This window comes from Caulobacter sp. (genome assembly GCF_017744445.1).
In the GTDB taxonomy this organism is placed as follows: domain Bacteria; phylum Pseudomonadota; class Alphaproteobacteria; order Caulobacterales; family Caulobacteraceae; genus Caulobacter.
In genome coordinates this window covers 165,601-187,805 of record NZ_JAGIBH010000004.1, presented here as the reverse complement: position 1 = coordinate 187,805, position 22,205 = coordinate 165,601, and the positions used below count along the sequence as shown (strand labels likewise).

The window sequence follows — 22,205 nt, the reverse complement described above, 5'->3', positions numbered from 1 at the left end:
CTTTAGGATTCGGTCGCGATGAGATGGTTAACGCCATCGCTCGCGGCCGGAGACCTTTGAAATGACAGCGTTCCGTCGGTTGACCATCGCCTGGAAATTGATCCTGGTGGCCGGTCTCGCGATCGGTTTCCTGCTGATCGCCGCGGCGGTCGCGGTGTCGTCGCACACGGCGACCATCGTCTCGGGTCTGACCAACCGCTATGCCGGCGCCGTCGCCGACGACGCGATCCAGAGCGTGCAGGCCGACATCGGCCGCGTGCAGTCGACCGTGCGGTCGATGGCCGTCTCGATCGGCGCGGCCCACGAAGCCGGGATGCACGACCGCGCCACGGTGGTCCAGATGCTGAAGCCCAATGCCGAGTCCTCGGCCATGGTGCTGGGCAGCTGGTACATGGCCGAGCCGAACGCCTTTGACGGCAAGGACGCCGAGTTCGCCGGCAACACCGCCTCGGGCTCGAACAAGGCCGGCAACTTCTCGCCCTACTGGGTGCACGACGGCGACAAGGTGATCTTCCAGCCTCTGGACCAGGGCAACGAGTACGCCGAGCCGTACTACGCCGTGCCCAAGCAGACCGGGAAGTCGACCGTCGTCGAGCCCTATTCCTATGACGTGGCCGGCAAGTCGGTGCTGATGACCTCGGTGGTCTATCCGGTCACCTCGCACGGCCAGTTCATTGGCGTGGCCGGCCTGGACATGGCCCTGGACAGCGTTTCCAAGACCCTGGGCGAGCTGAAGCCCCTGGGCGGTGGTCGGGTGATGATGCTGTCGCCCAGCGGCAAGTGGATTGCCCACCCCGACGCTTCCAAGCGCACCCAGGCCTATAGCGATGTCGGCGCCGACGAGGTCCGCAGCGTCCTGGACGGCGGCGCGGCCGTCGAGATCAAAGGCGTGGTCGAGGACGGCGTGCCGATGGCCCGCATCGTCCGCCCCGTGCCGATCCCGGCCCTGAACACGACCTGGGCGCTGGTCATGGACGTGCCGGTGGCCGCCATCACCGGTCCGGCCGACCGCTTGGCCAAGATCCTGTTCGTCGGCGGCTTGGTGATCACCGCCGCCGTGCTGGCCGCGCTGTTCTTCGCCAGCGCCAGCCTGGTCAAGAAGCCGCTGACCGGCCTGACCCGCTCAGTCGATAAGCTGTCGGCCGGCCGCTACGACGAGGCCGTGCCCGGCGTCGACGGCGGCGACGAGATCGGCGCCATCGCTCGCGCCCTGGACGGCTTCCGCCACGATCTGGCCGACGGCCAGCGCCGCCGGGCCGAGCAGGAGGCCGAGCGCGCCGCCGCCGAGATCGAACGTCAGCGCCACGAGCAGGAGGCGCAAGCCTTCGCCGCCGCGCAAGCCAAGGCCGTCCACTCGCTGGGCGAAGGCATGGAGCGCCTGGCCGACGGCGACCTGATCTGGCGCATGCGCGAGGACGACTTCCAGGGCGACGCGTCCAAGATGCCGCGCGACTTCAACGCTGCGGTCGAGAGCCTGCAGGCGACCATGGCCGGCATCCTGACCGCCGCGCGCAGCATCCGGGGCGGTTGCGCCGAGATCAGCAGCGCCGCCGACGACCTCTCGCAGCGCACCGAACGCCAGGCCGCTGGCCTGGAGCAGACCGCCGCCGCCCTCGACCAGATCACCGCCACCGTGAAGCGCAGCTCGGAAGGCGCCGAGCGCGCCCGCCAAGTCACCATTAGCGCAAAAGCCGCTGCGGAACGCAGCGGCGCGGTGGTCAAGGAAGCCGTCGTGGCCATGGGCGGCATCGAAAAGTCGTCGCAGTCGATCACCCAGATCATCGGCGTCATTGACGAGATCGCTTTCCAGACCAACCTGCTGGCCCTTAACGCCGGCGTTGAAGCCGCGCGCGCCGGCGAGGCCGGTCGCGGCTTCGCGGTGGTCGCCCAGGAAGTCCGGGCCCTGGCCCAGCGCTCCGCCGACGCCGCCAAGGAGATCAAGGGCCTGATCAGCGCCTCGACCGCCGAGGTCGGCAAGGGCGTGAAGCTGGTCGGCGAGACCGGCGAGACCCTGGAGCAGATCCTCACCCAGGTCGCCGAGATCAACGAACTGGTCGGCGAGATCGCCGCCTCGTCCAAGGAGCAGGCCGTCGGCCTGGCCGAGGTCAATCAGGCGGTGAACCAGATGGATCAGGTCACCCAGCAGAACGCGGCCATGGTCGAGCAGTCGACAGCAGCCAGCCACGCGCTGTCGACCGAGGCCGCCGAGCTGGAACGCCTGATCGGCCGCTTCCAGGTCGGGGCGGTGGTCCACGAGATGCCGGCCCGCGTCGAGCGTCGCCCCGCCGCGCCGGCTCCGCGTCCGGCTGCGGCTCCCACGCGGGAAAGCTTCCGCCAGCGCTACGTCCAGGGCAGCAGCGCCCTAAAGGTCGCGCCGGGCAATCGTCCGGGCGAGTGGGAAGAGTTCTAGGCCAAACTATTGAGATTTAAGTCGCTCCAGCACCAGCAGCGACACCCCCTGGCGCGGCAGCTGAAAGGTCAGCGTCGCGCCGGTCTTGCTCCAGGTCGGCGCCGCGCCGTCGATGACGGCCAGACCGCTGGCGGCTTCCAGGGCGTCGTACTGGGCCTTGGTCGGGGCCATGGGCGAGCCCATTCGCTGCCAGGCGCCGTAGACATTGCCGTGGTCCTGATCGACCCGGTAGTGGGTCAGTTTGCCGCCCGCGAAGCCCTTGGGCAGACCCTTCAAGTCCAGGGTGACGTCGGCGGCCGGACCGGGCACGTCGTCGTCGTGATAGTTCCAGACCATGATCGCCACGCGGTCCTTGTCCAGGCTGGCCAGGGCGCCGACATCGGGCCGGCCGCGCACGCCCTGGGCGATGATCTCGTCCAGCGGGATCTGGCCTGAGCTGACCGCCTCGATGCGGCGCGGGCCCATCAGGCTGAACATCCGGAAGACATTCACCACGGCCAGGTCCAGGCCGTTGCTGGACAGCTGCCGGAAGCCGGCGAAATAGGGCTGGTCCTCGAACTCGAACGCCCAGGTCAGGGCGCCGTCCAGGGTCACCCCGCGCCGCTTGGCCAGGTCGTGCTTCCGCGCGAAGCTGGCGGCGGTGTAGCTGGAATAGACCGTGCCGTTCCGATAGCTGAGGCTGGGGCCCTGGCAGGCGGCGCAGCCCTCCGGATCGGACTCGCCGATGACGATCGGCTTGTCCTTCAGGGCCGGCCGGGCGGCGATCATCGAGAAACCCTTGTCGATGCCGGCCAGCTGGTTGGCGATGCCCATCTGGACGTGGCCGTCGACGAACTTCGGCGAGCCCTTGGCGTGGAAGGCCAGGAAGTCGGTCGGCGTGCCCTTCTGGCCGGTGGCGTAGTTGGTCCCGTCGGCGACGTGGGTGAGGAAGTCCTCCATGAACTGGCCGCCGCTGCCGGCCACGTCCGGACCGCCCACCCGCGCCGTCGGCAGGGCGCGCCGCACCCCAGCGATGGCGTAGTCGTGCAGCTTGTGGAACTCCTGCGGTGTGCCCTTCCAGTAGGCGGGGCCATTGGGCTCGTTCCAGACCTCGAAGTACCAGGTCTCGACCTCGGCCTGGCCGTAGCGCTCGATGCAGTGGCGCACCCACTGGTAGGCCAGCTCGGACCACTTGTCGTAGTCCTTGGGCGGATAGCCCCAGCCGCCGCTGATCAGGTTGTAGTCGAAGCCCGGCCGCCAGGCGTGCTGGTAGGGCTCGGGATTGGTCGACAGCGCCTTGGGCATGAAGCCGATCTGGACGTAGGGCCGCACGCCGGCGGCCAGATAGGTGTCGAACAGGTGGTCGAGGATGGTCCAGTTGTAGATCGGCTTCCCTTGCGCGTCCTCGGTATAGACATTGGTGCTGCCCCACTTCAGGGCGGGGGTCCCGTCGCCGGTGTTCAGCAGGTTGTGGGTGCGGAAATAGACGGCCTTGGGCTTCAGCGCGCCCAGGTGGCCCAGCAGCTTCCGCCCATCCTTCATCGTCGCGTAGTTCGGCTCGTCGGCGCCGAAGAACCGCCAGATGGGACGGAGCTCCTCCTGCGGCTTGCCGGCGTCGACAGTGATGGAGACGGGCAGGGGCGCTGTTGTCTGAGCGAAGGCCGCGCTCGTCAGTGACAGGGCGGCCAGCAAGCCGAGACCAACACCTTTGCGCATGACTTCACTCCCACAGGGCGCTGTGTTCGCGCCGTTGGAGCGATGCCTAGCATGACCGCAGAAGGCTGAGAATATTGTCAGACAAAAGTGGGCGGCGTCAGTCTCCGCCCAGCACCACGATCGGATCGCTGTCGTCGGCCTCGACGCCCTGGTCGTCTTCGAAGACCAGCGGGGTGTAGACGATGTTTTTGATCTCGGCCTTGGTCAGCAGGACCCGCAGCTTCTTGTCGGTGCGCGGGGTGGGCGTGCGCTGGATGTGGCGATCTTCCAGCACCGTCAGGCTGAATGGCTCGGCGCGCGTCAAGACCAGGGACGAGATCTGCTTTTCGGCGTCGAGGGTCACATACTCGAGCAGCCCCTGGTAGCCGACGGTTCCATGGTCGTTTTCGAACTGCGTCAAGACGTAGGCATAGGCGCCCTGGGTCTTTTCGATCTGCCAGAACCAGCCATAGAGCGCGCCGCCGATCAATTCGCTGCGCCCGATCGGGCTGTTCATGACGGCGCGGGTGGCCAGATAGGTCCCGAGGCAGAGCAGGGTCAGCAGAGAGAGAATCCAGGCGAAGCTCGCCGAGGTCGCCAGCCCGTCGGCGGCGGCCAGATGTCTGGCCTGGTAATAGGGGTTCGGATCCAGCGTCGGCCAATGCCACCGCGTCCACATGTTGAGGACGTGGCACAGGAGAAAGATGACGGCAGCGACAGTGTGGGCGACGAGAGAGCCGCCGGTGACCATGGCCAGGGCCATGATCGAATTGGGCGGCGGCGGCGACGCTTCGTGGATCGCGGCGCGACCGGTGGCGTAGATCCCGGCGACGAAGGCGAATCCCGGTGCGAGGAGGAAGAGCGCCAGGACCAGATTGTAGCTGAACGTCACGGCTCAGCGGATCAGCGGTTGGCCGCGCGCGTCATGAGGCCAAAGAAGCCGCGCCGTTGTGGGCGAGCTGAAGCCTGGCCGGTCTTGGGGCGAGGCACGATGATCGCCCCATCGCGTGTACGGCGCGCGGTGGCGATGAATTCGTCCCACGACTTGTCGCCGCGGGCCTCGTCCAACGCTTCGATCATCGCGGGCGAAGTGACCTTCATGCAGAAACTATATGAGCATCACGGCGAAATTGCCAAGGCGGCTTGCATGACATCCGCGACTCTCTTGGAGGTTTAGTAACCGAAGCGCGGCTATCCAGGGCTTTGAATGGAGAAGTTTCGCATGTTCCGCCGCGCTCTGATCCACGCCCTGGTCGCGCCCATCGTGGCCAACGTCCTTCTGCTGGCCGTCACCTTTGTCGAAACGGTCGTGCGCAAGCCTGGCATTCTCGATCAGCACGTGGACCAAGCGACTGAACTGCTGCCGAAGCTGCTGACCACCGGCCATGGCATTCTGCTCCTGGGGTGGGCGATCCTAGCCTTGATCGGCATGGTCGTGGCTGACACTCGCCGGCCGCGCACGGTTCTCGGCGTCATCCGCCTGAGCCTGGGCGGCGTCTTGGTCGGTGGGGCGGCTGTCTTCGCCTTGGTCGTCTATGGACTGTTTGGCGTCCCGGTCTGGATCGCGATCTGCGCCGCCACGCTGGCGGTCTGCCGGCTGGCGGCCAAGGCGCTCGGCGCGGGACTGGATCAGACCGCCTCGCGTTCGGCGCCGGACCCCGTCCCCGAGAGCCGCGCGGTCTTCGGCCGTCGGGGCCTGACCTGAACAACCCCCTCGCATCCGCCGCCGCCTGCGCTATATCCCCCGCCATGGCCGAAGCGTTCAACGACCTCACCCTCTCCGCCGACAAGGCGACCCGCTATGCGGAGGTCGCCGAGGAGATCGCGTCCGTGCTGGATGGCGAAAACAACCTCACAGCCCGCATGGCGACGGTGGCGTCGATGCTGGCCAACAGCTTCGACAGCTATTTCTGGACCGGCTTCTACGTCGTGGATCCGCTGAAGGAGCGCGAGCTGGTGGTCGGTCCGTACCAGGGCACGCTGGGCTGCCTGCGCATCGCCTACGGGCGCGGCGTGTGCGGCGCCGCGGCGGCGACGGGCGAGACCCAGCTGGTGCCGGACGTCCATGCCTTCCCGGGCCATATCGCCTGCGACGGCCGTTCGCAGAGCGAGATCGTGGTGCCGGTCTTCGGTCCCGACGGCCAGCTGATCGCGGTGTTCGACGTCGACTCCGACCAGCCCGCCGCCTTCGACGAGACCGACCAGCTGTGGTTGGAAAAGATCATCAAGACAACGTTTGCATGAATTTGTCGGCCGCCTGACACATGGCCCGCTGATTGCAGCGACAGGTCCATCTTTCCCTAACCCGAGCCGGAGTAGGACAGGTGGACATGATGGACGTCGAGACCCTTCACCCCAGCCAGTTGAGCGCCGATGACGTGGCGCTGTGGCGCAGCCTGGCCGCCGGCCAGGCCGGGTTTGGCAATCCTCTGCTCGGTCCCGACTTCACCCAAGCCGTTGGAAAGGTTCGTGAAGATGCACGCGTTGCGGTGGTTCGCCGCGACGGGGTGACCTTGGGCTTTCTGCCGTTCCATCGCCGTCCGGGCGGCCTGGCGCGGCCGATCGGCTCGCCGCTGTCGGACTATCACGGCCTGGTGGCCCGTCCCGATGCGGGACTTGATCTGGCACAGGTGCTGCGCGCCGCCGATGTCTCGGTGTTCCGCTACACCGGCCTGATCGATCCGCACGGCGTCTTCCCGGCCTCGCCGGAAACCGACCGCACGGCCTATGTCATCGACCTGGCCGGCACGACCGCCGAGGACTATCTTGAGGCCGTCCGGGCCGCGAGCCCCAAGAAGATCAAGAACTACCGCCGCCTGGACAACAAGCTGGACCGCGAGGTCGGGCCGGTGCGCCTGGTGGCCGGCGACGTCAGCCGCGAGGCCTTCAACCAGCTGATCGACTGGAAGCGCGAGCAGCTGCTTCGCACCGGCATGCACGATTTCCTGCGCGCCGACTGGACGCGCGAGCTGATGGCCGACCTGTTCTCGGTCCGCGATAGCGACTTCCGCGGTCTGATGATCAACCTCTATGCCGGCGACACGCTGGTGGGCGGTCATTTCGGTATTCGCCAGGGCGACGTCTATCATCCGTGGCTTGCCTCGATGAACCCCGAGCATGCGGCCTGGTCGCCGGGACAGATCTTCTTCCTGCGGGCCATCGCCGCCATGCCGGAGCTGGGCCTGTCCCGCTACGACCTGGGTCCCGGCCACGACCACTACAAGCGCTCCTACGCCCTGAAGAGCGTCGTGATCGGTGAGGGGGCCGCGACGGCCTCCAGCATCGGCGGGCGCGTGGCGTCGTCGATGGAAAGCGTCTGGAACATGGCCGGCGCGCACGGCGCGGGGCCGGTCGGCCAGCTGCGCCGCCGGATGGACGCCATCGCCAGCAGCGAGCTGACCATGTCCGGCCGCGTGCGCGACTTCGTCGAGGCCGTGGCCTCGAAGGCGCAGCGCCGTGGCGGAGAGCATCCGGAGGCCTGATGTGGCGCGCGTGACGATCATGATCCCGACCCAGCGACGCCCCGACGGTCTGGCCGTCGCGGCGCGCTCGGTGTTCGCCCAGACCGGCGTCGACGCCGCGACGTTGGAGCTGGTGATCGTCGACAACGACCAGGTCCCGTCCGCCAAGCCGGTGGTCGACGATCTGGCCAAGACCGCGCCGTTTCCGATGATCTACGTCAACGAAAAGCGCCCCGGCGTCGCCTTTGCCCGCAATGCCGGCATGGCCCGCGCCTCGGGTGAGTTCATCGCCTTTCTGGACGACGACGAGGAGGCCCCGACCGGCTGGCTGGCGGCGCTGCTGGCGGCCCAGGCCCGCTATGAGGCCGACGTGGTGTTCGGGCCGGTGAAGACACGCGCCCCGGATCACATCGTCGAGCACCGCGACTATCTGGAGCGCTTCTTCTCGCGCGAAGGCCCGGCCGAGGCCGGCATGCTGGACCACTATTACGGCTGCGGCGACAGCCTGATGCGCCGGGCGGCCCTGCCGGATCCGGTCGCGCCGTTCGCGGTCGAGCGCAACCACATCGGCGGCGAGGACGACATGCTGTTCGGCCACATGCAGGCCGCCGGCGCGCGCTTTGCCTGGGAGCCCGCGGCCTGGGTCTGGGAAGAGCCCGTGCCCAGCCGGATGACCCTGGCCTATACGATCCCGCGCGCTTTCGCCTATGGCCAGGGGCCGACCGCCCACTGCGCCGCCGCCCAGCCGCGCGACAACGCCGGCGTCGCCCGCTGGATGGTCATTGGCCTGGGCCAAGCCGCCGTCTTCGGCGTCGTGGCGGGCTTCAAGTGGCTGACCCGCGCCAAGGATCGCGCCGAGTGGCTGGACCGCGCCGCGCGGGGCCTGGGCAAGACCTTCTGGTGGGGACCCTTCAAGATCCATTTCTACGGGAGGACCGCATGAGCGTGATCACCGACTGGACGGCGGACAAGGCCAAAGCCTTCGGCCGCGAGAACCTGATGTTCAAGCACGCCCTGCATGAGCGTCCGATGTTCGACGACGAAGGCCTGGCGCGCCTGCTGGACCAGTATCCGCGCGACAAGCTGGGTGTCTTCACCATGGGCGAGGATCCCAAGGCCTGGACGACCTGGCGCAAGGGCTCGGCGGGCAATCTGACCGGCGACCAGCTGCTGGAGGGGGCCAAGAGCGGCCGCATCTGGCTGAACCTGCGCCAGACCAACGATCACGTCCCGGAATATGCCGCCCTGGCCGACGAGATCTTCGCCGACAAGGAAGCCCACGTCCCGGGCCTGAAGACCTTCAAGCGCGACGTCGGCATGCTGATCTCCAGCGCCAACGCCCAGGTCTTCTACCACCTGGATGTCCCGCTGGTGTCGCTGTGGCAGATCCGCGGCGAGAAGAAGGTGTGGGTCTATCCGGTGGCCGACCCCTATGTCGGCGACCTGGCCCTGGAAAAGATCGTACTGCGTGAGACCGCCGAGCAGTTCGCCTTCGAGCCCGAATGGGACAAGGGCGCGCAGGAGGTGCTGCTGACGCCGGGCAACATGGTGACCTGGAAACAGAACGCCCCGCACCGGATCGAGAACGGCCCGATGCTGAACGTCTCGATCTCGATCGAATTCATGACCCCGCCGGCGCTGATGCGGGCCAATGTCATCTATGCCAACGGCGTGCTGCGCCGGCGCATGGGCATGAACCCGCGCGTGCAGAACGGCTTTGGCCCCACGGCGCTGGGAAAGCTGGCCGTAGCGCGCGGCGCCAAGGCGCTGGGCTTGCAAACCCCGCATGTGCGCCACCTGCCGGTCACCTTCGGCCTGGATGCGAGCCGTCCGGGCGTTTTGGTCGAGCAAGCGCACGGCTGACCTTGAAGGCCGGGCCGCTTTGCCCCACTGCTTAGGTGATGAGTAAAGCGGTTACGATCGAACTGGGGGAGGGCGCCGAGCACGACGCCCGGGCCCTGCGCAACGCGTTCGGATGCTTCACGACCGGGGTGACGGTGGTCACGACCGTCTGCGAGGACGGGCGCAAGGTCGGACTGACGGCCAATTCCTTCACCTCGGTGTCGCTGAAGCCGCCGCTCGCTTTGGTCTGCGTCGACCTGAACTCAGCCAGCCTGCCGGCCCTGGACGCCGCCGGGCGGTGGGCGGTCAACGTCCTGCACGCCGAGCACCAGGAACTGGCCCGCCAGTTCGTCCAGAAGGACACCGACCGCTTCGCCGGCATCGACACCGAGACCTGGGTCACCGGCGTGCCGATCTTGCCCGGCTGCATGGCCAATTTCGAGTGCGAGACGCACCACGTTTTCGACGCCGGCGACCACCGGGTCTATGTCGGGCGGGTGGTGAAACTGCGCTACGACCCGGACCACGAGCCGCTGGTCTATCTGCAGGGCCGGTTCCGTCGCGTCCACGTCGACGCTGAGTAGAATTTCACGCGATACGGCGCGATCCTTGGATGCTATTGACGCCAAAAAACCGCGTTAGGGAGCGCATCATGCGAGACATCGCCCATTTCGTGAACGGTCACACCCTGACCGGGACCTCCGGCCGCTTCGGCGACGTCTTCAATCCCAACACCGGCGAGGTTCAGGCTCGCGTCCAGTTCGCGACCGACGCCGAGCTCGACGCCGCCGTCCAGGTCGCCGCCAAGGCCCAGATCGGCTGGGCCGCCACCAATCCGCAGCGCCGCGCTCGGGTGATGTTCGAGTTCAAGCGCCTGATCGAGCGCGACATGAACAGCCTGGCCGAGATCCTGTCGTCCGAGCACGGCAAGGTCATCGCCGACAGCAAGGGCGACATCCAGCGCGGCCTGGAAGTCATCGAGTTCGCCTGCGGCATCCCCCACATCCTGAAGGGCGAATATACCGAAGGCGCCGGTCCCGGCATCGACGTCTATTCGATGCGCCAGCCGCTGGGGGTGTGCGCGGGCATCACGCCGTTCAACTTCCCGGCCATGATCCCGATGTGGATGTTCGGCATCAGCATCGCGGTGGGCAACAGCTTCATCCTCAAGCCGTCGGAGAAGGATCCGACCGTGCCGGTGAAGCTGGCCGAGCTGATGATGGAAGCCGGCGCGCCCGCCGGCGTGCTCAACGTCATCCATGGCGACAAGAGCGCCGTCGACGCCATCCTGACCCATCCGCTGATCCGCGCCGTCAGCTTCGTCGGCAGCAGCGACATCGCCCACTATGTCTACCAGACCGGTACGGCGCACGGGAAACGCGTCCAGGCCATGGGCGGCGCCAAGAACCACGGCATCGTCCTGCCCGACGCGGACATGGATCAGGTCGTGAAGGACCTGTCGGGCGCGGCCTTCGGCTCGGCCGGCGAGCGCTGCATGGCCCTGCCTGTGGTGGTGCCGGTGGGCAAGAACACCGCCGACGAGCTGCGCGAGCGCATGGTCGCCGAGATCGCGTCCCTGAAGGTGGGCGTCTCCACCGACGCTGACGCCCACTACGGCCCGGTCGTCTCCAGCCAGCACCGCGCCAAGATCGCCGACTACATCCGCATCGGTCAGGAAGAGGGCGCCGAGCTCGTCGTCGATGGTCGCGACTTCCAGCTGCAAGGCTTCGAAAAGGGCTTCTTCATCGGCCCGTCGCTGTTCGACGGCGTCAAGAAGGGCATGAAGACCTATCAGGAGGAGATCTTCGGCCCGGTGCTGCAGATCGTCCGCGCCGAGAGCTTCGAGGAGGCCGTGGCCCTGCCGTCCGAGCACCAGTACGGCAACGGCGTCGCCATCTTCACCCGCAACGGCCGCGCCGCTCGCGAGTTCGCCGCCAGCGTCAATGTCGGCATGGTCGGCATCAACGTGCCGATCCCCGTGCCGGTGGCCTATCACACCTTCGGCGGCTGGAAGCGCTCGGCCTTCGGCGACACCAACCAGCACGGCGTCGAGGGCGTGAAGTTCTACACCAAGGTCAAGACCGTGACCGCCCGCTGGCCCGAGGGCGAGGTGGGTGACAGCAGCTTCGTCATCCCGACGATGAAATAGCTTTTGAGGGGGCGGTGATGAGCATGCTGGTTCGACGATCCTTCCTGTCCATCGCCGCCGCCGGGTTTCTGGCCCCGGCCGTTCTGGCGCAGACGAAAGCCGAGTGGGCCGCCATCGGCCAGTACGGCGACAAGGCCGCGCCGTTCACCGTCTTCGAGAAGGACGGGGCGCTGCACATCGATGGCGAGGGTTTCCAGTCCGCGCGGCTGACCCTGATCGACGGCAATCGCTACGCCGTCATGGGCGGCGGCGAGCTGGTGCTGGAGAAGGGCACGGTGCGCCTGAACGGCAAGACCCTGGCCTTCCACGACTTCGGCGCCGAAACCCGCGACCGCATCCACAAGGCGGTCCGCGCCGACCCGGTGCTCTTGCGCAAGCGCGCCCTGGCCGCAACGCCGCCGGTCGAGACCGATCGCCTGCCGTCCGACCTGGTGGACGTCACCACCATCGATCCGGGCATCAAGCTGGATATCTGGTACGCGACGCCGGACAACTTCATGGGCATCCCGCTGTACGAGAAGCCGGCCGCCTACATGCAGCGCCCGGCCGCGCAGGCGCTGGGCCGCATCCACAAGGCGTTGGCCGCCAAGGGCTATGGCCTGCTGATCCACGACGCCTATCGGCCGTGGTACGTCACGTGGATGTTCTGGGACGCTACCCCGCCCGAGGACCACGTCTTCGTCGCCGACCCGTCCCAGGGCTCGCGCCACAACCGCGGCTGCGCGGTGGACGTGACCCTGTACGACCTGAAGACCGGCAAGGCCGTCGAGATGCCGGGCCGCTACGACGAGTTCTCGACCCGCTCCTATGCCGACTTCGTAGGTGGCACGACGGCCCAGCGGGCCCGACGGGCGGTGCTGCGCCAGGCGATGGAGGCCGAGGGCTTCACCGTCTATCCCGAGGAGTGGTGGCACTTCGACTTCAACGACTGGAAGCGCTACCCGATCGGGACCAGGACGTTCACGCAGCTGGCGGGCGGCTAGGGCCCCCAGGCGAAATCCACGACTGCCCAGCCGTACGAGCGGATCCGCCAGCGGCCGGCCTCGCGCACCTGCACGAAGGTCCAGCCGCCTAGCTCGCTGAAAGTCTTGCCGTCACGCACGCCGCGCCAGCGGGTGGGCAGGGTGAAGTGGACGGTGTCGCCGGTGACGCCGAAGTCCTGCGGGGTTTCGAAGGTATGCGCAACTGGTCGATGGCGCCGACGTGCCGGGCCATCAGCGCCTTCCACTCGGCGAGGCCGGCCTGGCCGCTGAAGACGTGGGGCGGGAAGTTCTCGAGGATGGTGACGTCGCCGTCGGAGAATACGTCGTCGAGAAGGGCAAGGTCGCCGGTTCCGAGGAAGCGGGCGAGGGCTTCAGGGGCGGCCATCATCTCGGCGTTTGGACCGTTCATCGGCATCCCCTAACTTGTCATCCCGGAAGCGCGTAGCGCTATCCGGGACCCAGGAGCAAGCGGCAGGACGGCGACCCCTGGGTCCCAGCTCTCCGCTACGCTACGGCCGGGATGACAAGAGGGTTTGCATGGTGAGCGCATCCCGCGTCGCCGCGCCGAACTTGGTGTTATCGAAGATGCACCAGGTCTCGTCCTCGGTCCGTAGTCGGGCCGCCAATGCGTCCAGCGTGTCGGTCGGATAGGCGCTCTCATAGATCACCGGCGAGCCGTGCCAGCGGCGATAGACAAGGCCGCGCCAGCCGCCGGGCTCGGCCGCAGCCGGAACCACGGCTGGATCGGCGGCGACCCTCGCGACCTGGAACTTCGTGAGCATGCGCTCCGCCGCGTCGGCGAACCAGCTGGCATGGCGCGGCTCCAGCACGGTCGGCGCATCGGTGCGGTTCCGCCAGGTTTCCAGGAATGCCGCCACCCGATCCGCCTCGAACCTCAGGCTCGGCGGCAGCTGCACCAGCAGCGGCCCACGTTTGCCGCCCAGGCCGTCGGTCTCGTCCAGGAACCGCGCGAGCAAGTCCTCGATCGCGACCAACCGCCGCTCATGGGTGATGGTCTGAGGAACCTTCACCGAAAACCGGAAGTCCGCCGGCGTGGTGGCCGCCCAGCGCTCGTATGTCTTGCGCTGATGCGGCCGATAGAACGAGCTGTTGATCTCAACGCAGTCGAACCGCGCCGCGTAGCGCTCCAGGCCCGTGCCCTCGACCGGGAAGTCGAGGTCGCGCGGGAAACTCCAGCCGGCCGTGCCGATGCGGATGGTCATGCAGCGATCAGCGCGCGAGGCCGTGTCAGGTTCAGCCGCGCGGCCGCCACGCCAGCACGTCCGCGCTATGACCGACCCCAGCCTTGGCGCACATGCCCTTCACCGGACACGCCCCACACTTGGGACCTTCATGCGGGCACAGCATCTGCCCCAGGCCACGCTTCATCAGCCAGTGGAGCTCGAAGAGGTCATCCGCCGTCCAGGCGTCGGGCGCTAGGCCCATCAGCGTGTGATAGGTGTGGGTCGTATCCCCGGCGCCCACTAGGCCGATCCGCTTGGCCACCCGGTCGACATGGGTGTCGACGACCAGGGCTCGCATGCCTAAATCGCTGAAGTTCAGCACGCAGGCGGCGACCTTGACCCCCACGCCGGGCAGGGCCTGCAACTCCCAGCGCGCCTGGTCGACCTCCAGCGTTTTCAGGTGGCTCAGCGACAGCCAGCCGACCTTGGCCTCGATCATCTTCAGGGCGGTGGTCAGGTGGCGGGCCTTGTCGCCGGGGAAGGTGACGTCGTCGATGATCCGGGCCACTGCGGCGACCGGCGCGCGGGCCAGGTCCTCCCAGCTTTTGAACTCCGAGCGCAGGCGCAGGAACGCCGCCCACGAGACCGCGTCCTGGGTGCGGCCGCTGATCGAGGCCTTCACCAGCTGCGAGATCGGGTCCATCCGCGCGACCGGCCGCTGCGCGCCGAACTCGCAGAGCAGGGCGTCGCGCACGCTTTCCAGCGGGGACCGGGCCAGGCCTAGGGACAGCTGCATGGGAACTCGCTACGCAAGAACATAATGAGAACATTATGCGGCGCGCGCGAACTTGTCCACAGCTTGTTTAGCGGCGGTAGCGACCCCACAGCGCCGTCACCCGGCGACGCAGGCGCTGGAAGGCCACGCGCACCGGCGTCGGGGCGAGATGCGGCGCGGGGCGTTCTTCCTCGGGCAACGCGACCCCGGCGAAGCGGGCGATCAGATCGCGCAGCTGCGGTTCCTGGACGGCGAGGGCGGCCTCGACCGGGTCCATCCATTCGAGGGTGCGCTGGCCCTTCTCGGGCCAGGTCTCGAGCTCGCTGCCGACCTCCAGCGGAAAGACGTCGACCTTGACCAGCCGGGCCGCCCCGCTCTTCAGCTTCTTGAGGTACTCGTATTCGCCGACCGGCTGCTCGGCGATGACGCCGACCAGGCCGGCCTCCTCATAGGCTTCGGTGGCGGCGGCCTGGAAGTCGGTCTTGTCCTTCATCGGCCAGCCCTTGGGGATCACCCAGCGGCGGGTCTCTCGCGACGAGACCAGTAGGATGCGCAGGGCCTCGCCCTCGCCGCGCCAGGGCAGGGCGGCGACCTGACGCCGCTTGCCGCCGGACTTGCGTCCATCCTGCTTGCCCCCAACGTCGGTCACTTCATCCAGAACCCTAGGTAGTAGAACAGCGCCGCCGTCAGGGCCGCCGCCGGTAGGGTGACGATCCAGGCGGTGACGATGTCCTTGGCGACGCCCCAGCGAACCGCCGAGACCCGGCGCGAGGCGCCCACGCCCACAATAGCGCCTGTGATCGTGTGAGTCGTCGAGACCGGAACGCCCACATGGGTCGCCAAAAACAGCGTGATCGCGCCGCCGGTCTCCGCGCAGAAGCCCTGCATCGGCGTCAGGCGGGTGATTTTGCTGCCCATGGTATGGACGATGCGCCAGCCGCCGAACAGCGTGCCCAGGCCCATCGCCGTCTGGCAGGCCAGCACCACCCAGAACGGGATATGGCCCGGCTGGTCGGTGGCGCCGTGGGCGAACAGCAGTGCGGCGATGATGCCCATGGTCTTCTGCGCGTCATTGCCGCCGTGGCCCAGGCTGTACAGCGCCGCCGAGACGAACTGCAGCTTGCGGAAGATGCGGTCGGCGAAGAACGGCGAGCTCTTCACGAAGGTCCACGAGACGACCAGCACCAGAACCAGGGCCAGCAGGAAGCCCATGGTCGGCGAGACGATGATGCCGGCGGCGGTCTTGCCCAGGCCCGCCCACTGGATGGCGCCGATGCCGCCCACCTTGGCGATGGACGCGCCGACCAGGCCGCCGATCAGGGCGTGCGAGCTGGACGAAGGGATGCCCGCCCACCAGGTCAGCAGGTTCCAGCTGATCGCGCCCATCAGCGCCGCGAAGATCAGGCGGTCGCTGATCACGTGCGGGTCGACGATGCCCGAGCCGACCATCTTGGCCACGTGCAGGCCGAAGAACAGGAAGGCGATGAAGTTGAAGAACGCCGCCCAGATCACGGCCCAGCGGGCCGACAGCACTCTTGTGGAAACTATGGTGGCGATCGAGTTGGCGGCGTCGTGCAGGCCGTTCAGGAAGTCGAACGCCAGGGCGACGACGACCAGGAAGGCCAGGATCAGGAAGGTCGGATCCACGGCGATCAGACCTGTTCGACGACGATGCCGCTGATGCGGTTGGCCACGTCCTCGAAGCGGTCCATGACCTTCTCCAGGTGGCTGTAGATGTCGACGCCGACGATGAAGGCCATCGGGTCGCCTTGGCGATTGGCCAGGAACAGCGCCTTGCGGCCTTCGTCGTACATGACGTCCGACTGTTCCTCGATCTCGGTGATGCGCACGGCGATCTCGCTGAGCTTCTGCGCATTCAGGCGCATCTTGGGCAGCAGGGCGACAGCCTCTTCCGTCAGCTTGGCGGCCTCGACGATGATGCGGGTCATCTCGCGCATCTGCGGCTCGAAGGTTTTGACCTCGAACAGGTTCACGACCTTGGCGGTCTTACGCATCTGGTCGATGGCGTCGTCCAGCGAGGTGGTCAGGCTCTGGATGTCGCTGCGGTCGAACGGGGTGATGAAGCTGCGGCGCACGGCCACCATCACCTGGCGGGTGACCTCGTCGGCCTCGTCCTCGTATTGGTAGACCCGCGCGCTGGCCGCCTCGACGGCGTCGCCGCCCGCGGTCATGTCGTGCAGAGCCTCGGCGCCGGCGACCAACGTGCGGGCGTGGGCGGAGAACAGGTCGAAGAAGGCGTCTTCCTTCGGCATGACGGCCTTGAACAAGCCCAGCATCAGCGTCTTTCCTTGCTGCGAAATGGCGGTCGTCCGTGGACGGATCGCGCGCGGCGCACCGGAACCACGGAAGGATTTGCCCGTCAAATCCTATCTGTGAAAGTTATGTGACAGCTCTCGCGCCAACGGCGCCGTTAGGGCAGGATCGGCCGCAACCTCTGGAGTACGGGAGCGGGCGTCATGGCCTTCACGCTGAGCGTCAACGGCGAGACCAAGACAGCGGATGTCGACGGCGATACGCCCCTGCTGTGGGTGCTGCGCGACACGCTGGGCTTGGTCGGCGCCAAGTACGGCTGCGGGGCGGCCCTATGCGGGGCGTGCACGGTGCATCTGGACGGCGCGCCGGTCCGAGCCTGCATCACGCCGATCGAGAGCGTGGGCAAGAAGAAGGTCACCACCATCGAGGGGATCGGCAAGTCGCCGGTCGGGGCCAAGGTGCAGGAGGCCTGGAAGGCCATCGACGTGCCCCAGTGCGGCTACTGCCAGGCCGGCCAGATCATGTCGGCCACGGCGCTGCTGACGCAAAAGCCCAAGCCGACCGACGAGGACATCGACGCGGCGATGAACGGCAACCTGTGCCGCTGCGCGACGTACATCCGTATCAAGAAGGCGATCAAGGTGGCCGCCGGCCAGGAGAAGGCGTGATGGACGGCGAGATCCTGCGCGACCCGACCCGCCGCTTTGTGCTGCAGACCGGCGCCGCGACCGGCGGCGGCCTGATGCTTAGCTTCACCATGGCCGCCGAGGGCCATGCCGCCGGCGCGACCCAGGTCAACGCCTATGTCCGCATCGGCGCGGACAGCAAGGTGACCATCGCCTCGAAGGTCCCGGAGGTGGGGCAGGGGATCAAGACCTCGCTGCCGATGCTGATCGCCGAGGAACTGGACGTCGAATGGTCGGCCGTCACGGTCGAGCAGGCCATCGCCGACACCAAGGTCTACGGCCGCCAGGTGGCCGGCGGCAGCATGGCAACGACACTCGAGTATGACGGCCTGCGCCGCGTCGGCGCGACGGTTCGCGCCCTGCTGATCCAGGCCGCCGCCACGCGCTGGAACGTGCCGGTCGACAGCTGCTCGACCGACCGGGGCGTCGTGATCGCCGGCAATCGCCGCGCGGCCTATGGCGAGCTGGTCGAGGACGCCGCCAAGCTGCCGGCCCCCGATCCCAAGACCCTGACCCTGAAGGACCCCAAGGCCTTTCGGATCATCGGCCAGAGCCACAAGAGCCAGAACCTCGACGCCATCACCAAGGGCAAGCCGCTGTACGGCATCGACACCCGCGTGCCGGGCATGCTGTTCGCCACCTTCGCCAAGGCTCCGGTGTTCGGGGCCAAGGTGGCGTCGGTCGATCTGGCGCCGGCCAAGGCGGTCAAGGGCGTCAAGGACGCCTTCGTGATCGAGGGCGGGGCCAACCTCAACGGCCTGCTGCCCGGCGTGGCGGTGGTCGCGAACAGCTGGTGGGCGGCGCGGAAGGGGCGTGAGGCGCTCGAGATCAAATGGGCCGAGCACCCGACCTCGGCCCAGAGCAGCGCGGCCTTCGCCGCCAAGGCCGCCGAGCTGGCCAAGGCCCCCCCGCAGCGCGTCGACCGCGCCGACGGGGACGTCGACGCCGCCCTGAAGGGCGCGGCCAAGACGGTCAGCGCCGCCTACAGCTATCCCTTCATCGCCCACGCGCCGTTGGAGCCGCAGAACTGCACGGCGGTGGTCAAGGACGGTAAGGTCGAGATCTGGGCCCCGACCCAGAACCCCGAGCCCGGCCGCAAGCTGGTCGCCGCCGCTCTGAACGTGCCGGAAGAGGCCATCACCATCCACCTGGTGCGCGGCGGTGGGGGCTTCGGCCGGCGGCTGAACAACGACTACATGGTCGAGGCCGCCGCCATCGCGGCCAAGGCCGGCGTCCCGGTCCAGCTGATCTGGACGCGCGAGGACGACATCCAGCACGACTTCTACCGCCCGGGCGGCTGGCACAACCTGACGGCAGGCCTGGACGCCTCGGGCAAGCTGGTGGCCTGGAACGATCACTTCGTCAGCTTCGGCGAGGGCGAGCGCTTCAACTCCAGCGCCGGCTTCAACGCCACCCAGTTCCCGTGCCGGGCGGTCGACAACTACCGCGTCCAGGTCTCGGTCATGCCGCTGGGCATGCCGACCGGGCCGCTGCGGGCGCCGGGCAACAACGCCTTCGGCTTCGTGCTGCAGAGCTTCACCGACGAGCTTGCCCAGGCGGCCGGCCAGGATCCCGTCGCCTTCCGCCGCGACCTGCTGGGCGCACCGCGCCTGCTGGGCGAGGCGGGCAAGGGCGACAGCTTCCACACCGGCCGCATGCGCGGCGTGCTGGACCTGGTCGCCGAGAAGTCCGGCTGGGGCCGCAAGCTGCCGGCCGGAACGGGCATGGGCGTGGCCTGCCACTACAGCCACATGGGCTATGTGGCGGTGGTCATCCAGGTGACCGTCAAGGATGGCGCGCTGAAGGTCGACAAGGCCTGGGCCGCCGCCGACTGCGGCCGCCAGATCATCAACCCCAAGGGCGCCGAGCAGCAGGTTCAGGGCTCGGTGCTGGACGCCGTCGGCGCGGCCCTGGCCCAGGAGATCACCTTCGAAGGCGGGGCGACGACCCAGAGCAACTTCGGCGACTTCCCGCTGCTGCGCATGGCTGACGCTTTCGACGTCGAGGTCCATTTCAAGCTTTCGGACAACAATCCGACGGGCCTGGGCGAGCCGGCGTATCCGCCGGCCCCGGCGGCGCTGTGCAACGCCATCTTCGCCGCGACGGGCAAGCGCATCCGCAACTTGCCGGTGGGGGACCAACTGGCCTAGGACCGGAGGGTATTTTCTAGCAGGGCTCTTCCATGTCGCAGGTCACCGTCGTCAACCACCCGCTGGTCCAGCACAAGCTGACCAAGATGCGCGACAAGCAGACCTCGACGAAGACCTTCCGGGCCCTGATGCGCGAGGTCGCGACCCTGATCTGCTACGAGATCACCCGCGACCTGCCGATGGATCCGGTGCGGATCGAGACCCCGGTCGCCCCGACCACGGCCTATGAGATCGCCGGCAAGAAGCTGGTCTTCGCCCCAATCCTGCGGGCGGGACTGGGCATGTGCGAGGGCATGCTGGACCTGGTCCCGTCCGCCCGCGTGGCCCATATCGGCCTCTATCGCGACCACGATACGCTGGAGGCGGTCGAATACTACTTCAAGGCCCCCGAAGACATCGCCGGCCGCCTGGTCATCGTGGTCGACCCGATGCTGGCCACGGGCCACTCGGCCATCGCGGCCATTACCCGCCTCAAGGAAAAGGGCGTCACCAACCTGCGCTTCGTCTGCCTGCTGGCGGCGCAGCCTGGCGTCGAGGCCTTGCAAGCCGCCCACCCCGACGTGCCGATCTGGACGGCGGCGGTGGACGCCACGCTGAACGAGCACGGCTACATCGTGCCGGGCCTGGGCGACGCCGGCGATCGAACCTTCGGCACGCGCTGATCTTGTTTGCCACTTGAATTGACGCTATATTCGTCATCCTGAGTGGCAATGAAAGGTCATCGCCATGGGTTTAGCCAAATACGCCGACGACGGCTTCTTCGCCCCGCGCAAGATCGCCGACGTCCTGCGCACGACCAGCGAGGAAGTCGCCCGCACGGCCGGCCTGGGCCGTGACGCGGTCGTGCGTCAGGAGCGCTCGCGCTCGGCCAAGACCCAGCGTCGCCTGCGCGAGATGGTAGAGGTCATCAACAAGGTCGAGCCGCGCTTTGGCTCCGAGCTGATCGCCTACGCCTGGTATCGCTCCGAGCCGCTGCCGGGTTTCTCGGGCCAGACGGCCATGCAACTGGTCCGCGAGGGGCGCATCGACGAGGTGCTGGACTATGTCGACGCCGTCGACGCCGGCGTCCACGCCTAGCCTCGCATGTATCGCGGGCTGCTCTATCGCGCCTTGAACCCGATCTATGCCCGTCAGCCACTGTCCGGCCGTGGGGCGCAGCTCTATGGCGGCCGCTTCAACGCCAAGGGCACGCCGGCGCTCTACGCGTCGCTGAGCGTCATGACCGCGCTGCGCGAAGCCAACCAGGCCGGGTCGCTGCAACCCACCACGCTCGTGTCCTACGACGCCGAGATCGAGCGGGTGTTCGACACGCGCGACATGGCCGCCTTGACCGCTCAGGACATGGACGACGATGGCCTAGCCGACGCCGGCTGGCGCGATCAGATGAAGGCGAAAGGCGAGGCCAGGCCCCAGGCCTTCGCGCGACGCCTGGTCGAGGCCGGCTATCAGGGCCTGCTGGTCAGAAGCTTCGCGCGTGGGGCGCGGCCCGACGATCTCAACCTGGTCCTGTTCTCATGGGGCGAGGGCCCGCCGTCACGCCTGACCCTGATCGACGACGAGCAGCGGCTGGGCTAGTTCGGCAGCGCCTTCACGAACGCTTTCACCACCGTGGCGGAATTGTCCGAGGCCAGGGCCATGAAGGTTCCCATCTCGTTTTCGCCCGCGCCGCCGCCGGCCAGGTCCGACAGGCTGCGGAAAGCGATGAAGGGGGTCTTGCTGACAAAGGCCACATGGGCGACGGCGGCGCTTTCCATATCGACCACGCGGGCGTCGAAGGTGGCGCGCAGGTACTTGCGGTAGGCGGCGTTGTCCAGGAACACCGGGGCCGAGACGCCCTTGCCGCCCACCACCACCTTGGGCGGATGGACCAGGCACTTGCCGGCGGCACAGCGCTGCAGGGCGACCTCGGCGGCGACCTTGCGGGCGGTGGTCAGCAGGGCCGGATCGGCCGGGAACCAGACGCGGGCCGGAGCGCCCAGGGCGTCGCCAGGGAGAACGATCCCGCGCGGATAGATCATGCCGTAGTTGGCCAGGTCGCTGTTGCGGATGAACGACTGGACCTCGAAGCCCTTGTCGGTCTCGCGGGCGAAGGCGCTTTCCAGGTTCTGGGCCCACTGGTCGGCGACCACGACGTCGCCGATGTCCAGGCTCTCGTCGACGCCGCCGGCGATGCCCGAGAAGACGATGCGGGTGATGTTGAAGCGGTCCAACGCCATCTGGGTGGTCATGGCCGCGTTGACCATCGACACGCCGCTGAGGAACACCACGACTGGCTTGCCCTCCAGCTTGCCGGTCATGAACTGAACGCCGTTGACGTCATAGGTCTTCTGCTCGCCGGTCGCCGCGTTCAGGGCGCCGATCTCGGGCGGGAAGGCCGAAATCACGGCCACGCGCGGGGTCTCGTCCAGGCGCTGAGCGAAGGCCGGCGAGGCGACCAGGAACAGGCAGGCGAGAAAAAAGGCGGGCAGGCGCATGGCGACTCCTTGAATGGCCAAGCCTTAGCCGCCCGGCGACGCGGACCCAAGCGTCTAGGCGCAAAGCGGGCCAAACCTAAGAACGTGGTTTGACGCCTCAACCATCTTGAGCTTCAACCGCTCGAACGGCGTGCAGCGTCGAA

Annotated in this window: 24 protein-coding genes; 14 read left to right on the top strand and 10 right to left on the bottom strand. The window is 67.7% G+C overall.

What is annotated here, in order from left to right; all coding sequences use genetic code 11:
* Positions 1–61: 61 nt before the first annotated feature.
* Complete coding sequence (locus J7528_RS07725) at positions 62–2,410, top strand: methyl-accepting chemotaxis protein (protein WP_291872463.1); 2,349 nt, start codon at positions 62–64, stop codon at positions 2,408–2,410.
* A gap of 6 nt (positions 2,411–2,416) precedes the next feature.
* Here J7528_RS07725 and J7528_RS07720 read toward each other — a convergent pair whose 3' ends face one another.
* The 3 genes from J7528_RS07720 to J7528_RS07710 form a co-directional block, all read right to left on the bottom strand.
* Entirely contained in the window at positions 2,417–4,105 is a 1,689-nt protein-coding gene (locus tag J7528_RS07720) for a beta-xylosidase (protein ID WP_291872461.1), read from the bottom strand.
* A gap of 97 nt (positions 4,106–4,202) precedes the next feature.
* Positions 4,203–4,976, bottom strand: a complete 774-nt coding sequence (locus tag J7528_RS07715) for a hypothetical protein (RefSeq protein WP_291872459.1) — start codon at positions 4,974–4,976, stop codon at positions 4,203–4,205.
* An 11-nt stretch (positions 4,977–4,987) separates the two neighbouring features.
* Positions 4,988–5,185 (bottom strand): hypothetical protein, encoded by a 198-nt coding sequence (locus J7528_RS07710; RefSeq protein WP_291872457.1) that lies wholly within the window; start codon positions 5,183–5,185, stop codon positions 4,988–4,990.
* 121 nt (positions 5,186–5,306) lie between these two features.
* Here J7528_RS07710 and J7528_RS07705 point away from each other — a divergent pair, with 121 nt between their 5' ends.
* The 8 genes from J7528_RS07705 (at position 5,307) to J7528_RS07670 (ending at position 12,519) form a co-directional block, all read left to right on the top strand.
* A complete protein-coding gene (locus J7528_RS07705; RefSeq protein WP_291872455.1) occupies positions 5,307–5,789 on the top strand; it encodes a hypothetical protein in 483 nt (160 codons plus the stop codon).
* A 44-nt stretch (positions 5,790–5,833) separates the two neighbouring features.
* The gene (locus J7528_RS07700) at positions 5,834–6,328 is read left to right on the top strand and encodes a GAF domain-containing protein (RefSeq protein ID WP_291872453.1); all 495 of its coding nucleotides are present in this window, start codon (positions 5,834–5,836) and stop codon (positions 6,326–6,328) included.
* A gap of 86 nt (positions 6,329–6,414) precedes the next feature.
* A complete protein-coding gene (locus J7528_RS07695) occupies positions 6,415–7,566 on the top strand; it encodes a GNAT family N-acetyltransferase (protein WP_291872451.1) in 1,152 nt (383 codons plus the stop codon).
* Between the two features lies 1 nt (position 7,567).
* The gene (locus J7528_RS07690) at positions 7,568–8,488 is read left to right on the top strand and encodes a glycosyltransferase family 2 protein (protein WP_291872450.1); all 921 of its coding nucleotides are present in this window, start codon (positions 7,568–7,570) and stop codon (positions 8,486–8,488) included.
* A complete protein-coding gene (locus J7528_RS07685) occupies positions 8,374–9,408 on the top strand; it encodes a hypothetical protein (RefSeq protein WP_291872449.1) in 1,035 nt (344 codons plus the stop codon). The genes J7528_RS07690 and J7528_RS07685 overlap by 115 nt, the downstream gene beginning before the upstream one ends.
* Positions 9,409–9,446: 38 nt before the next feature.
* The gene (locus J7528_RS07680; protein WP_291872447.1) at positions 9,447–9,971 is read left to right on the top strand and encodes a flavin reductase family protein; all 525 of its coding nucleotides are present in this window, start codon (positions 9,447–9,449) and stop codon (positions 9,969–9,971) included.
* Between the two features lie 68 nt (positions 9,972–10,039).
* A complete protein-coding gene (locus J7528_RS07675; protein ID WP_291872445.1) occupies positions 10,040–11,536 on the top strand; it encodes a CoA-acylating methylmalonate-semialdehyde dehydrogenase in 1,497 nt (498 codons plus the stop codon).
* A 17-nt stretch (positions 11,537–11,553) separates the two neighbouring features.
* A complete protein-coding gene (locus J7528_RS07670; protein ID WP_291872443.1) occupies positions 11,554–12,519 on the top strand; it encodes a M15 family metallopeptidase in 966 nt (321 codons plus the stop codon).
* On the opposite strand, the gene J7528_RS07665 is transcribed toward J7528_RS07670, so the two are convergent.
* The 6 genes from J7528_RS07665 to J7528_RS07640 form a co-directional block, all read right to left on the bottom strand.
* Positions 12,516–12,764, bottom strand: coding sequence for a hypothetical protein (locus J7528_RS07665; protein ID WP_291872441.1), 249 nt, complete (start codon positions 12,762–12,764; stop codon positions 12,516–12,518). The genes J7528_RS07670 and J7528_RS07665 overlap by 4 nt on opposite strands.
* Positions 12,765–13,028: 264 nt before the next feature.
* Positions 13,029–13,742: a DUF72 domain-containing protein gene (locus J7528_RS07660; RefSeq protein ID WP_291872439.1), complete on the bottom strand. Its 714-nt coding sequence runs from the start codon at positions 13,740–13,742 to the stop codon at positions 13,029–13,031.
* Positions 13,743–13,773: 31 nt separating this feature from the next.
* Positions 13,774–14,499, bottom strand: a complete 726-nt coding sequence (locus J7528_RS07655; RefSeq protein WP_291872437.1) for an endonuclease III — start codon at positions 14,497–14,499, stop codon at positions 13,774–13,776.
* 67 nt (positions 14,500–14,566) lie between these two features.
* On the bottom strand, positions 14,567–15,136 hold the full coding sequence (locus J7528_RS07650) for an NUDIX hydrolase (protein ID WP_291872751.1): 570 nt from the start codon (positions 15,134–15,136) through the stop codon (positions 14,567–14,569).
* Positions 15,124–16,125: an inorganic phosphate transporter gene (locus tag J7528_RS07645; protein WP_291872435.1), complete on the bottom strand. Its 1,002-nt coding sequence runs from the start codon at positions 16,123–16,125 to the stop codon at positions 15,124–15,126. Before J7528_RS07645 ends, J7528_RS07650 begins: the two co-directional genes overlap by 13 nt.
* A gap of 5 nt (positions 16,126–16,130) precedes the next feature.
* Positions 16,131–16,775: a DUF47 domain-containing protein gene (locus J7528_RS07640; protein ID WP_291872433.1), complete on the bottom strand. Its 645-nt coding sequence runs from the start codon at positions 16,773–16,775 to the stop codon at positions 16,131–16,133.
* Positions 16,776–16,955: 180 nt separating this feature from the next.
* Between J7528_RS07640 and J7528_RS07635 the strand changes: the two genes are divergently transcribed.
* The 5 genes from J7528_RS07635 to J7528_RS07615 all read left to right on the top strand — a co-directional run bounded on the left by J7528_RS07635 (position 16,956) and on the right by J7528_RS07615 (position 21,163).
* Positions 16,956–17,420, top strand: a complete 465-nt coding sequence (locus J7528_RS07635; RefSeq protein WP_291872431.1) for a (2Fe-2S)-binding protein — start codon at positions 16,956–16,958, stop codon at positions 17,418–17,420.
* Positions 17,420–19,588, top strand: coding sequence for a molybdopterin cofactor-binding domain-containing protein (locus tag J7528_RS07630; protein ID WP_291872429.1), 2,169 nt, complete (start codon positions 17,420–17,422; stop codon positions 19,586–19,588). Before J7528_RS07635 ends, J7528_RS07630 begins: the two co-directional genes overlap by 1 nt.
* Positions 19,589–19,620: 32 nt before the next feature.
* Positions 19,621–20,250 carry a uracil phosphoribosyltransferase gene (gene upp, locus J7528_RS07625; RefSeq protein WP_291872427.1) on the top strand — a complete coding sequence of 210 codons (630 nt, stop codon included), beginning with the start codon at positions 19,621–19,623 and terminating at the stop codon, positions 20,248–20,250.
* Positions 20,251–20,314: 64 nt separating this feature from the next.
* Positions 20,315–20,665: an MbcA/ParS/Xre antitoxin family protein gene (locus J7528_RS07620; RefSeq protein WP_291872425.1), complete on the top strand. Its 351-nt coding sequence runs from the start codon at positions 20,315–20,317 to the stop codon at positions 20,663–20,665.
* Positions 20,666–20,671: 6 nt separating this feature from the next.
* Positions 20,672–21,163, top strand: coding sequence for an RES family NAD+ phosphorylase (locus tag J7528_RS07615; protein WP_291872423.1), 492 nt, complete (start codon positions 20,672–20,674; stop codon positions 21,161–21,163).
* Here the strand turns inward: J7528_RS07615 and J7528_RS07610 are convergent.
* Positions 21,160–22,062, bottom strand: coding sequence for a 5'-methylthioadenosine/S-adenosylhomocysteine nucleosidase (locus tag J7528_RS07610; protein WP_291872421.1), 903 nt, complete (start codon positions 22,060–22,062; stop codon positions 21,160–21,162). The two genes, J7528_RS07615 and J7528_RS07610, sit on opposite strands and share 4 nt — an antisense overlap.
* Positions 22,063–22,205: the final 143 nt, after the last annotated feature.